At 61.3% G+C, this 11873-nt stretch carries 11 protein-coding genes; 10 read left to right on the plus strand and 1 reads right to left on the minus strand.

What is annotated here, in order from left to right; translation table 11 throughout:
* The first annotated feature begins 882 nt into the window (after positions 1-882).
* The 8 genes from A3AI_RS0134015 to A3AI_RS0134050 all read left to right on the plus strand — a co-directional run bounded on the left by A3AI_RS0134015 (position 883) and on the right by A3AI_RS0134050 (position 9675).
* Positions 883-1935, plus strand: a complete 1053-nt coding sequence (locus A3AI_RS0134015) for a helix-turn-helix domain-containing protein (protein WP_156928058.1) — start codon at positions 883-885, stop codon at positions 1933-1935.
* Between the two features lie 217 nt (positions 1936-2152).
* Positions 2153-3076 carry a formylglycine-generating enzyme family protein gene (locus A3AI_RS0134020; protein WP_156928059.1) on the plus strand — a complete coding sequence of 308 codons (924 nt, stop codon included), beginning with the start codon at positions 2153-2155 and terminating at the stop codon, positions 3074-3076.
* Positions 3073-4695: an arylsulfatase gene (locus tag A3AI_RS0134025; RefSeq protein WP_024519834.1), complete on the plus strand. Its 1623-nt coding sequence runs from the start codon at positions 3073-3075 to the stop codon at positions 4693-4695. Before A3AI_RS0134020 ends, A3AI_RS0134025 begins: the two co-directional genes overlap by 4 nt.
* A gap of 21 nt (positions 4696-4716) precedes the next feature.
* On the plus strand, positions 4717-4956 hold the full coding sequence (locus A3AI_RS0134030; protein ID WP_024519835.1) for a DUF3302 domain-containing protein: 240 nt from the start codon (positions 4717-4719) through the stop codon (positions 4954-4956).
* A complete protein-coding gene (locus A3AI_RS0134035) occupies positions 4956-5897 on the plus strand; it encodes an HlyD family secretion protein (protein WP_024519836.1) in 942 nt (313 codons plus the stop codon). The genes A3AI_RS0134030 and A3AI_RS0134035 overlap by 1 nt, the downstream gene beginning before the upstream one ends.
* Positions 5898-5912: 15 nt before the next feature.
* Positions 5913-6941, plus strand: coding sequence for a DUF1254 domain-containing protein (locus A3AI_RS0134040; RefSeq protein WP_024519837.1), 1029 nt, complete (start codon positions 5913-5915; stop codon positions 6939-6941).
* Positions 6942-7106: 165 nt separating this feature from the next.
* Positions 7107-8129: a SphA family protein gene (locus A3AI_RS0134045; protein WP_024519838.1), complete on the plus strand. Its 1023-nt coding sequence runs from the start codon at positions 7107-7109 to the stop codon at positions 8127-8129.
* A gap of 301 nt (positions 8130-8430) precedes the next feature.
* Complete coding sequence (locus A3AI_RS0134050; RefSeq protein ID WP_024519839.1) at positions 8431-9675, plus strand: ATP-binding protein; 1245 nt, start codon at positions 8431-8433, stop codon at positions 9673-9675.
* An 89-nt stretch (positions 9676-9764) separates the two neighbouring features.
* Here A3AI_RS0134050 and A3AI_RS0134055 read toward each other — a convergent pair whose 3' ends face one another.
* Positions 9765-10727, minus strand: a complete 963-nt coding sequence (locus A3AI_RS0134055; RefSeq protein ID WP_024519840.1) for an AraC family transcriptional regulator — start codon at positions 10725-10727, stop codon at positions 9765-9767.
* A 165-nt stretch (positions 10728-10892) separates the two neighbouring features.
* On the opposite strand from A3AI_RS0134055, the gene A3AI_RS48975 reads away from it, so the two are divergent.
* Together A3AI_RS48975 and A3AI_RS0134065 are read left to right on the plus strand one after the other, a co-directional pair.
* Positions 10893-11126: a hypothetical protein gene (locus A3AI_RS48975; protein ID WP_024519841.1), complete on the plus strand. Its 234-nt coding sequence runs from the start codon at positions 10893-10895 to the stop codon at positions 11124-11126.
* Positions 11127-11170: 44 nt separating this feature from the next.
* Positions 11171-11470, plus strand: a complete 300-nt coding sequence (locus tag A3AI_RS0134065; RefSeq protein ID WP_024519842.1) for a hypothetical protein — start codon at positions 11171-11173, stop codon at positions 11468-11470.
* Positions 11471-11873: the final 403 nt, after the last annotated feature.

Consider the following 11873-nt stretch of genomic DNA (forward strand, 5'->3'; position numbering starts at 1 on the left):
GACAGTTTTGTTAAGGGGTGGGCAAGCATCGTTGACGCCGTAACCATTCGGGTTTGTGCCGTCATCGTCGCTCGCCAACTGCTCTGCCCTCATCGCCGGCTAGAGCTCCGGTTCTGATTGAATCAGAACCGGAGCTCTAGATTCTTGTTTTGACGCGTTTGCTTCACGCGAACCGGTCCCCACTTCGCTCGAAAACACTAAGGCGGGCGATTCAGTATTCCAGAGACAGCGCGTCCCTGCTGACAGGCCTCTGGAATACTGGATGCCGCGCATGCGCGGGGCATGACGATCGAGAGAACATGCAATAATATCCTCGCGGCACATTGTGCCCGAGCTTTGCGTTCTCCGTCACCCTCTTCAAAAGCCGAGGGCGCAGGGAAGACCGGGTGGCCGCTGCACCCGGGGCTCCCGCGCAAAAGACATTTGCGCGAGCGCGAAAACCACAGGTACAGACGGGATCATCCCGGCCTTCCCTGCGCAGTGGTTTACGGCTTATACGAGCTCTCCTCGGTGAACCAGCGTTTGCCACCGTCATCAGCGCGAGACCTTTGGAGTCTCGCGCGAACTTGGCGCCTGCATGGGCGCGCCAGGACCACACGACTTCGCCGTCCGCAACCATGCCGCATGTCCATCGGCATGATCCCGTCCACCGCATTCCGCTCCACGTTCGTGACGACGCGTACGCCCCTTGTGTCGGTGCGGAACGCGGGCATCAAAGCACAACTTCCGAAAAAGCGAAAGTTAAATATTTTTGCTGCAGGCACTGGACAATCCGGATTGGCTTCGAAGCGGAGCAGTGAAGCGATTTGCCCGTCGGGCGGAAAACGGATTCAATTTTAATCAGCTCGCGCCTGCGTCATTTGCGCTGCTTGCCAACCTCAAGTGGCGGGCCTAGCCTGTTCACGATCGGCGGATCAGACGCGCAACGAAAGCGGTTCTTCGGTAACTGTGGGAGCGCAGACGATGGGGCGGGCCTGGGTCGACGACAAGCCGTACCGTTTCCGGGCGATGGCCATAGATAGCATCGATGAACTGCGCGTACCCGTGGATGGCACGGATATCGAAATCGTTCAGCTCGGTCGAGGGCGTCTGTCCGGTCAGCTTGACCGGGCCACAATCGGTGACGTCGCATTCAGCAAGGGAAGTTTTTCATTGCCCTTGTGCGCGACCGGCGTTTTGAGCAGCACGCATCTGACAATCGGAGTGCTCCTCGGATGTTCGGGCACCGCCAGGAGTTCGTCGGGCGTCGCGCATGTCGGCGACATCTTTATCAACCCCGCCGGGGTAGACCACCACAATGTCTACACGGGCGGGGCCAGATTCGCGGCGCTATTGCTGGATCCGCTGGAGATGAGCAAGGTCTGCGCTGGACAGCGAGCGCTTTCCGATCCCGAGTTCTGGTCGCGTCAGCAGCACTGCCGCGCTGCTGACGGCGACGCGGCGGCAGCCATCGAGCGGCTGATAGATCTTGTGATGACGCGGCTCGGCGAGCAAAAAAGCTGGGCACGATCGACGCTCGATTTCTGGAAGCGATCGATCCTCGAAGCGTTCGCGAGCGGCGTTGCCGATTTTTCGAGTGAGGATTCGGGCGTGATTCCTTCGACCAGCCGGATCGTCCGGAAGGTCGAGAATTACGTCGACGCGAGGAGGCTTCGCCCGATCCATATTTCCGAAATCTGCGCGAACCTCAACATCTCCCGGCGCACGCTGCACCGCGCCTTCGAGGACGTGCTTGGCATTGGGCCGAGCGCTTTCCTGCGCCACAAGCGGCTATGCTCCGTACATTCGGCGCTGCGCCAACTCACGCCGGAGGATGCACGCGTGACCGAGGTCGCGACTGAGTTTGGCTTCCTCGAGCTCGGGCGGTTCTCGCAATATTACAAGCGGCTGTTCGGCGAGTATCCCAATGAGACGCTGCGCCGGCCCCACGCATGAGCGGTATTTTGGCTGCGGGGCAGCGCTGCTGGCCAGTCTGGTTTGTATTTGAATCTACTTTCGAATTCCTCCGGCAGTGGCGCGCGCTGGCACAAATTGCATATCGGTTTTCTGGTGCTTGCCTAAGCTGCATGAGGTTGGTCAAGGGGACTTAGCAATGGCCTCAGTACGGATCGGGCGCGACGCAGCGCGGTCCGATGGAGAGCAGACCGGGGACATGGTTTGGATTCCCGGCGGCACCTTTCGTATGGGCTCCGATCAACATTATCCGGAAGAGGCACCCAGCCATCGCGTGAGCGTCGATGGTTTCTGGATCGACCGCACACCGGTCACGAACCGGCAGTTCAAGGCGTTCGTGAAGGCCACCGGCTACGTCACGACAGCGCAAGTGCCGCCAGATCCGAAGGACTATCCGGGTGCGCTGCCGGAGATGATCTATGCGGGCTCGCTGGTGTTCGCGCCGCCGCCGCGCGTGACCGATCTCAGGGATTGGAGCCAGTGGTGGACCTTCATGAAAGGCGCCGACTGGAGACACCCTTACGGACCGAAGAGCAACATCAACGTGCTCGACAATCACCCGGTCGTGCACGTTTCTTATGAGGATGCGCTCGCCTATGCGAGATGGGCAGGTAAGGAGTTGCCCACCGAAGCCGAATGGGAATATGCCGCGCGCGGCGGCCTCGACGGCGAAGAGTTCGCCTGGGGTCATGTGCTTGCGCCTGACGGCAAGCACATGGCCAATACCTGGCAGGGGAACTTCCCGCTTCAGAACATCTGCGAGGACGGCTACGAGCGTACCTCGCCGGTGATGGCTTTTCCGCCGAATGGCTACGGCCTTCACGACATGATCGGCAACGTCTGGGAGTGGACCACCGACTGGTGGTCGTCCAGGCATGAAGCCGACGCGCCGAAGGCCTGCTGCGTTCCACAAAATCCGCGCGGCGGGCGCGAGGACGCCAGCTTTGATCCGGCGCTGCCCGAAATCAAGATTCCACGGAAGGTTCTGAAGGGCGGCTCGCATCTGTGCGCGCCGAATTATTGCCGCCGGTACCGGCCGGCGGCGCGCCACGCCGAGCCGGTCGATACCTCAACCAGCCACGTTGGATTCAGGGGCGTTGTCAGAAACGGGAGCCGTGCATGACCGAAAAGAAAGAAAAAGGGTCGCTTGATCGCCGCAGCTTGCTGCTCAGCGGCACCGCCCTCGTTGCGGCGTCGGCATTGACTTCGGAAGCTCTCGCGCAAGCGCAGAAAGGAGCAGCGGCCGCTCCTGCCGCGAGCGGCCGCAAGCCCAACATTCTCTTCATCATGGGCGACGACATCGGCTGGTTCAATGTCAGCGCCTACAATATGGGGATGATGGGCTATCGCACGCCCAACATCGACCGCATCGGGAGGGAAGGCGCGGTCTTCACCGATTGGTACGGGCAGCAGAGTTGCACCGCGGGGCGCGCGGCCTTCATCACCGGGCAATCGCCGATCCGCACCGGGCTGACCAAGGTCGGCTTGCCCGGTGCGGAACTCGGGCTCGGCCCGCTCGATCCCAGCGTGGCCGATGTGCTGAAAACCTATGGCTACGCCACCGGACAGTTCGGCAAGAACCATCTCGGCGACCGCGACGAACATCTCCCGACCGCGCACGGTTTCGACGAGTTCTTCGGCAATCTCTATCACCTCAATGCCGAGGAGGAGCCGGAGAATCCCGACTATCCCAAGGACCCGGAATTTCGCAAACGCTTCGGGCCGCGCGGCGTGCTGCATTCCTTTGCCGACGGCAAGATCGACAATACCGGGCCGCTCACGACCAAGCGCATGGAGACGATCGACGTCGAATTCCTCGACGCTGCCAAGGATTTCATCAACCGGCAGCACAAGGCCGACAAGCCGTGGTTCTGCTACTTCAACTCAACCCGGATGCACATCTTCACGCATCTGAAAAAAGAGTCGGAGGGGAAGACCGGGCTCGGTGTCTATCCCGACGGCATGGTGGAACATGATGGAATGGTCGGGGAGTTGCTGAAGCTGGTCGACGATCTCGGCGTCGCCGACAACACCATCGTGGTCTATACCACCGACAATGGCGCTGAAGTCTTTACCTGGCCTGACGGCGGCGCGACACCGTTCAAGGGAGAGAAGGCAACCAACTGGGAGGGCGGCTTCCGCGTGCCCTGCCTGATCAAATGGCCAGGGGTGATCAAGCCAGGCACGATCGTCAACGACATCTGTGCGCATGAGGACTTTATCCCGACTTTCGCTGCTGCCAATGGCGACACGGATCTCGTTGAAAGGACGATGAAGGGCACGACGCTGAACGGCAAGACCTTCAAGGTTCACCTCGACGGCTTCAATTTGATGCCATTCCTCAAAGGAGACGTAAAGGAATCGCCGCGCAAGGAATTTCTCTATTGGAGCGACGATGGCGACTTGATGGCTCTTCGCATCAACCAGTGGAAGATAGCCTTCATCGAGCAACACACCGAAATTAATCCCCAGGAGCCGCTCGGTGTCTGGCAAGGCAACTTCAACAAGCTGCGGGCACCGATGTTGTACAATGTGCGCGCCGATCCGTTCGAGCGCGGTCCCACCAGCATCTTGTACGCCGACTGGCACGCGCATCGGGCGTTCCTGCTGGTCCCGGCTCAGGTCATCGTCGCGAAATACATCGAGAGCTTCAAGGAATTCCCGCCGCGCGCCAAGGCGGCGAGCTTCACCGTCAGCGACGTGATGGAGAAGATCTCGACGGGCAGCCCGGGCAAGAACTAACGTGGCCGTGCGGGGCGCGCCATGAGCGGCTACGACATCTTTGCCTGGATCGTGCTCGTCATTCTGGTGGCGAGCGCCATCGGCGTGTTCTGCATCGCCGGCTGGTTGCCGGGGCACATCGCGAAGTCGCGCAACCATCCTTACGCGCAGGCCGTGGCGGTCGCGGGCTGGATTACGCTGATCTTCGGCTTCGCATTGTGGCCGATCGTCTTCATCTGGGCCTATGTCGACATACCCCGGCGCCGATCAGGAGATGCGTAATGGGGATTGCGATTTTCAACATCTATCTGGTGCTGCTGTTCCTGCTGGTGCACTTCAAGATCGTGCCCTGGAACACGTTCTGGAAGGCATCGCCCTTCATCGTGGCGCTGCTGCTGCTGTTCGGCCTCCTGATCCCGATGGGCTGGGGCGCGCCGCAAGGTGCGGCGATCGTGGTGCGCAACGCGGTCTCGATCGTGCCTGACGTCGCGGGCGAGGTGACCGACGTTCCTGTCACCGCCAACGTGCCTTTGAAGGCGGGCGATGTCCTGTTCAAGATCGATCCCCAGCCCTACGAGGCGCAGGTGAAGGCGATCGACGCGCAACTCAAGCTGTCAAAGACGCGCCTCGGCCAGATGACGCAATTGTACGAGCGCGACTCCGGCCGCGGTTTTGACGTGGAGCAGCGGCAGTCCGAGGTCGACCAGCTTTCCGGCCAGCTGGAAGGCGCACAGTGGAACCTCGACAAGACCGTCGTGCGTGCGCCGGCCGACGGCTATGTTACCAACCTCGCGTTACGTAGGGGGGCGCGGGTTTCGAACCTGCCGTTGTCGCCGGTGATGGCCTTCATCGACACCTCCAGCACAATCATCGGCGTCGAGATCAACCAGAACGATGCGCGCTATATCGAGCCGGGACAGGAGGTCGAGATCACCTTCAAGTTCGTGCCCGGCCATGTCTACAGCGGCAAGGTCGAGAGCGTGCTGCAGGCGATCGCGACCGGACAGGCGCAGACATCGGGCACGGCGGTGGCGCCGAGGGCGATCGAGGCTGCGCCCTTCCTGGTGCGCGTCAAGCTCGATGACGCCGACGTCGCCAGCATGCTGCCGGCCGGCGCAAGCGGGACGGCTGCGATCTACACCGGGCACCTCAAGCCGACGCATGTGGTCCGGCGCGTGATCCTGCGCCAGATCGCGATCCTGAACTATGTCAATCCATTTTGAGTAGCGGAGGAAGTGATGTGCAGAAGCATTGTCCGGCTCGTTGCGGTGGTGGCCGCGGGCGTGGTCGCGGCACCCGTTGCGGCACTGGCGCAGACTGTCCCCGTCACAGTCGATAATTTCGCCCGCGCCGAGTCCGATCTGTACATGGCCAAGGCCGTGAAGGAAGTCGGCCTTGGAAAGTTCCTGCACATTCGCATGCCGACCGAGATCGACAAGCAGATGGTCATCCGCATGAACCGCGACACGCTTTATTCGAACGCGGTGTTCGACCTCGACGCAGGGCCGGTGACGATAACCATGCCCGATGCCGGCAAACGCTTCATGTCGCTGCAGCTGATCGACGAGGATCACTATGTGCCGGCTGTCTTCTATGGAGGAGGCTCGCACACCCTGAGCAAGGAGCAGGTCGGCACGCGCTACGTCTCGGTCGCGATCCGCACGCTGGTCGATCCGGCGAACCCGAAGGACCTCGATGAGGTCCACGCGCTGCAGGATGCGATCAAGGCTGAGCAGGCGAGCCCGGGGAAATTCGAGATTCCGAACTGGGATCAAATCAGCCAGAAGCAGGTGCATGACGCGCTGCTGCTGCTGGCCGCCCACACCGGCGGATTCAAGAACGCCTTCGGTGCCAGAGGACAGGTCGATCCCATCAGGCACTTGATTGGCACGGCGGCCGGCTGGGGCGGCAATCCCGACAAGGATGCGACCTATCTCAGCTTCGTGCCGACCGGCAATGATGGCAACACCGTCTACAAGTTGAACGTCCCCGGCAACGTCCCGGTCGACGCCTTCTGGTCGATCAGCGTCTACGATGCCGATGGCTACTTCCAAAAGAATGATGCTGGCGCTTATTCGCTCAACGACATCACCGCGAAGAAGGCCGCCGACGGCTCGGTGGCCGTTCAGTTCGGCGGCTGCGACGGCAAGGCCCCCAACTGTCTGCCAATCACGAAAGGCTGGAATTACACGGTGCGGCTCTATCGGCCGCGCGCGGAGATTCTCGACGGCACGTGGAAATTCCCGGAACCGCAGGCGTTGAATTGAACGCAATGGCTGGATCGCAACACGGGTCGAACTCACCGCTGTGACCATCGCGCCACAACATGAAGCAAAGTGTCGCGCAATCACGAGGTGCGCGCGAAACCGGCTAGGATTGCGGTTGGAATCGAGCGGCAGAGGTCGAGTCGGTCATTGAGGTGGGAGGCGACCATGGGATGTGCCAGATATCGGACGATTGCAGCCTTTGGAGGCGCGTCGGCTCTCGCGCTGATCGCGCATGCACAGCCGGCGCTGGCCGATGCCGGCGGCCTCAGCTTCTGGCTTCCTGGAACGTTCGGCAGCCTGGCGGCGACGCCGGTCGCGCCGGGATGGGCCTATGAGACCATCTATCTCCATCTGCAGCAGAGCGCCGGGGGTGGGAAGAATTTCGTGACCGGCGGCGGCGTGGGAGGCACCATCGTCGCCGGTCTCAACGCGCATGCGGATGCCCTTGTCGAAGGCGTCACCTACACCTCGGCATTGCCGGTCCTTGGCGGCCAGGCGGGCTTCAGCCTGCTCGCCGCTCCGGGAAACCTGGGCGTCGGGATCGACGCCACGCTGACCGGCCCACTGGGCAACACGATCTCCGGCGGCAAAACCGACAACCGCACGACGGTGTCCGACGTGTTCTATCAGGGCACGCTCAAGTGGAATCAGGGTGTCAATAATGAGATGGTCTATATCGCCGGCAACATCCCGAGCGGCACCTACGATGCCAGTCGTCTGGCCAATCTGAGCTTCGGCTTCTGGGGAGTCGATACCGGTGCGGGCTACACCTATCTCGACCCGAAGACGGGGCACGAATTCTCCGTCGTCGGCGGTCTGACCTACAGCGCCCCGAATCCCTTCCTGCAGTATCAGAACGGCATTGACGCCCACATCGAGTGGGCGGCGTCGCAGTTCGTGACCAAGGACGTGCTTGTTGGCGTAGCGGGCTATTACTTTCAGCAGCTCACCGACGACACTGGTCCCGGCGCGAAGCTCGGCGGCTTCCGGGGAATGGCGGTCGGCATCGGTCCGGAGATCGGCTTCCTGTTTCCGGTCGGTGACTATCAGGGCTATCTCAACATCAAGGGATACAAGGATCTCGCCGTCGAAAACCGCCCTGAAGGCTGGTCGACCTGGGTGACCTTCGCGATCTCGCCGAAGATGCCAGAGACGACATCGGCGAAACCGTTGGTGAGAAAATATTGAGAGTGCCTCGCGAATGTCACGTTCGATCCACAGGACTACGCCATCGCGCTGCGCAACGACAGTTCGCCGGGCAAGCAGATCAACGTCGCTGCTTGATGCCGAAGAGACCGATTGGTGGAAGGACTTGCTGTTTCAGTATCTGGGCCAGAGTTGAACGGCCTGCTTGACCGGAGGAGCGGGTTCCGGCGCAATTGGCCTGGTCGCATCGTTGATCTAGATCAAGGGAAATGGCAGGGCCCTTTACTTTCATGGACCGGATAAGGTTTCAAAGCTGGAGCGCCCGGCGAGGCGAGGAGTTTGCGTGGGGAAGGTGCCCAAATCATCGGCTGCTTCCGAGGTGGTGATGTTCCCACACCAGCCCGCGCTTCAGCTCATCTACGACACGGCGCCGATCGGGCTCGCCTGCCTGTCTCCGGATTGCCGCTACCTGCAGATCAACCAGCGTCTCACCGAGATCTGCGGCATATCCGTCGAGGATCATCTCGGCCGCTTCGTCAGGGACTGCGTGCCAGGGCTCGCAGATGCCGTGGAAGAGATCGTCCGTTCGATCATGGCGACCGGCGAGCCGGTCATCGGCATCGAAGTCGCGGGGCAACGCGCCGATCAGATCGAGGAACGTTCATGGATCACCTATTGGCATCCGTTGCGCGCGTCGAGCGGTGAAATCGTCGCTGTCAATGTCGCCGCAGAGGAGATCACCGAGCGCAAGCGCGCCGAGCAGCGGGTGCGCAACGCCAGGGACGCGGCCGAGACCGCCCTGCGGCATCTGCGCGAAACCCAGGAATCGCTGATCGAAGCCGAAAAGCTCGCCGCGCTCGGGCGGCTGGTCGCAGGTGTCGCCCACGAGGTCAACAGTCCTGTCGGTAGCGGCCTGACGGTCGCCTCCACCCTTCAGCACAAGGTCGAGCAGTTCGCGCAGGAGGTCGCGCGTGGCGGCTTGCGGCGCTCGCGCCTCAACGAGTTCTTGGACCTCGTTCGCGATGCGTCCTCGCAACTGGTGTCGAACCTCGACCGTGCCGCCGAGCGCGTTCAATCGTTCAAGCAGCTGGCGCTCGACCAAGGGCAGTCGCGTCGGCGCAGCTTCGATGCGGGCGAACTGACCAAGGAGGTTCTGTCGCATCTGGCGCGGGAGTCGGGCGAGCGCGGCATCGCGCTCAACTTTACCTGCGAGGGTGATCTGGCGATGGACAGTTACCCAGGGCCGTTCGGGCAGGCGCTGACCAATCTCGTCCTCAATGCGATGATCCATGCCTATCCCGAGGGACGCAGCGGATCGATCGACATCGAGGTGCGCCCGGCCGATCGCAATCACATCGAGGTTGTCATTGCCGATGATGGTTGCGGCATGGCGCCCGAAGTGAAGCGCCAGGCCTTCGATCCGTTCTTTACGACCCGGCGCCACGAGGGCGCCACCGGGCTCGGCCTGCATACCGTGCACAGCATCCTGGTGGACAGGCTCGGCGGACGGATCAGGCTCGACAGCGAGCCCGACGTCGGGACGGTTGTACGCCTCGTGATGCCACGGTCGGCCGTGACAGGCGATTGATATCGCCATGCGGTCCTTCTAGGGCGCGGACCAATCGACGCAAACGAACCAAGGGGGACATAAAACCGAATTGTCGGATCGGACTTACTCTATCTGTTCGAACGTCTCCAAGTGGCTGGCGCGGTTCCGAACGCCTTTTTGAAAGCGCGGGAAAAAGCGGCCTCGGAGCCATAGCCGACCGAGTCGGCGACTTGCGCAAGAGACGCACTGGTATTGCGCAGTTTCTGGGTCGCAACCTGCATGCGCCAGCTGGCGATGTAGTGCATGGGCGGCATGCCGATCAAACCGGTGAACCGGTCGGCCAGCGCCGAACGCGAAAGGCCGACTTCGCGGCCAAGATCATCCACGTTCCACGGCCGGGTGATGTCGTGATGCAGCAACGCAAGCGCCCGCGCAACGTAGGGGTCGCGCAAACCGGCAAGCCAACCGGTCTGCCCTTGCGGAAGTGCTTGAGCGTAGCGCCGCACGGCCTCCACGAACAACAGCTCCGACAGCTTCGCCAGCACGGTCTCCGAACCCGGGCGGCCGGCAGCGACTTCCTCGGCGGCAAATTGGAAGGTCGAGCGAATCCATTCCGCCGCACCACCCTGCTTCGCATCCAGCTTCAATAGCGGCGGCAAGGTCGAGATCACCGGATTTTGTTCGGCGCTATCGTGACCGAGGTATCCGCAGATCATCCGCGTGCGTTTTCCACCGCCACCGTGGTGGATCGTGAATAGTCCGCCGCTCCTGGGCGGCCGGATAATCTCGCTGCCGCGGACTGGCGGCAGCGTCAGGTCGCTCCCAACCAGGTGCAGGTCGTTGCGCGGCAACAGAACAACATCGCCGGCTCCAAGCACGAATTCTTCTCTATCCTCACCGTCGACCCGGACGCGGAGTTCACCCTCGACTACGTAATGATAGAGAATCAGGCTCGATGCGGGCCCGAGAACGGGCGCGCAATGTTCCGGCGCAACGCGGGCGGCCATACACCACGGTGCGAAGAAATCGGCGTGCAAGAAAACGCCGCCCGTCAAATGCGCCACTCTCAAAACGTCCGACAGCGCATCCATACCGACCTTTCTATCACATACTGGCGTTCTGGTCATGTCTCAAGGTGCGCCGATCATAGACCGTCCCGCGTCAGCGACCTAAAGATCACTGCATCAGCCGATCGGATCGCCTTTGCCATTGGCGCACCATTCCGCGAAGGAAGACTGAAATGAACGTGATCAGCAATGTCGCCGACAGCTGTGAACGGTACGCACGGTGGGGACATCGAAGGACATGATCCGCGGACGCAGCCTCGATACCGCCTGCAAGTTTATTTCAGCGGGCTTTCACTGGTGGATGCGTTTACAAACCTGTCGGCCGATGAAAAGCGGTACGTCAGCCAGATACAGGGCCGCACCTACGCCAACGCCAACGTCTTTGGTCTGGTCGAGCGCTTCAATGCGCCGCTCACATTTTGAATTGTGCGGAAGCACGACCCAACGCAACACCAAGGAGCATCGTCATGAAATGTTGTATTGATACTCACGACGCGATCAAAGCGTTTCTCCCGGAACAAGAGCTTACCGAGGAACAGTTCTTAGAACAATTCGCAGCGCTCGAGGATAGCCTCTCCCTCCTTCAACTTCAGATGCGCGGCATGTCCGAGAATGTCAGACTCTTTGGCAGCTTCGCGAGGCGCATGCGGCAATCAACTTGCCCGACGAGCGGCAAGCACAGAACCGCCATTGGGTTCGATGGCGGATATCCCGAAACCGCCGCGGAAGTAGTTCAGTCAAAGGCAAGTTATCGTCATTCGAAGTGAGTGATGGCTCGCCGAGTAGGATCTCCATCGATTGGTGCAGCAGGGCGATTGCGAATTGCCGCACCGCGGGATTCCGCTTCTCGGCCCACCAGCGAAGTGGCGACACCTCTCTTTGATGTCTGCTTCTCTAATCGGCCGTTTGAGGTCAAGCGCTCTCAGACTATCCGCCACTGCAATGTCGATGTCGCTCACGGGCTCGTGCTTCTCTTCGGAATCGGCACCAGGGCCCTTCCATCATGGGATTCGAGGACGAGGTAGAACAATCTTAGCCGCGGCCTTGCCGTCAGTTTGAACGGCAGGTTCAAGCGGACATACGAACTCACCTCATCCATCGTCCCGCGAGGGACATCTTTCCACTGCTGGGTGGATCTCGAGTTTTCTCCTTATCGGTTCTATGCGGCCG

The organism is Bradyrhizobium sp. Tv2a-2, assembly GCF_000472425.1.
Classification (GTDB): Bacteria; Pseudomonadota; Alphaproteobacteria; order Rhizobiales; family Xanthobacteraceae; genus Bradyrhizobium.

Bases quoted from the DNA above. Each gene is read 5' to 3' on its own strand.
- A3AI_RS0134065 (WP_024519842.1), top strand. From the start codon at position 11,171: ATGAAATGTTGTATTGATACTCACGACGCGATCAAAGCGTTTCTCCCG.
- A3AI_RS0134045 (WP_024519838.1), top strand. From the start codon at position 7,107: ATGGGATGTGCCAGATATCGGACGATTGCAGCCTTTGGAGGCGCGTCG.
- A3AI_RS0134035 (WP_024519836.1), top strand. From the start codon at position 4,956: ATGGGGATTGCGATTTTCAACATCTATCTGGTGCTGCTGTTCCTGCTG.
- A3AI_RS0134040 (WP_024519837.1), top strand. From the start codon at position 5,913: ATGTGCAGAAGCATTGTCCGGCTCGTTGCGGTGGTGGCCGCGGGCGTG.
- A3AI_RS0134020 (WP_156928059.1), top strand. From the start codon at position 2,153: ATGGTTTGGATTCCCGGCGGCACCTTTCGTATGGGCTCCGATCAACAT.
- A3AI_RS0134030 (WP_024519835.1), top strand. From the start codon at position 4,717: ATGAGCGGCTACGACATCTTTGCCTGGATCGTGCTCGTCATTCTGGTG.
- A3AI_RS0134025 (WP_024519834.1), top strand. From the start codon at position 3,073: ATGACCGAAAAGAAAGAAAAAGGGTCGCTTGATCGCCGCAGCTTGCTG.
- A3AI_RS0134055 (WP_024519840.1), bottom strand. From the start codon at position 10,727: ATGGATGCGCTGTCGGACGTTTTGAGAGTGGCGCATTTGACGGGCGGC.
- A3AI_RS48975 (WP_024519841.1), top strand. From the start codon at position 10,893: ATGTCGCCGACAGCTGTGAACGGTACGCACGGTGGGGACATCGAAGGA.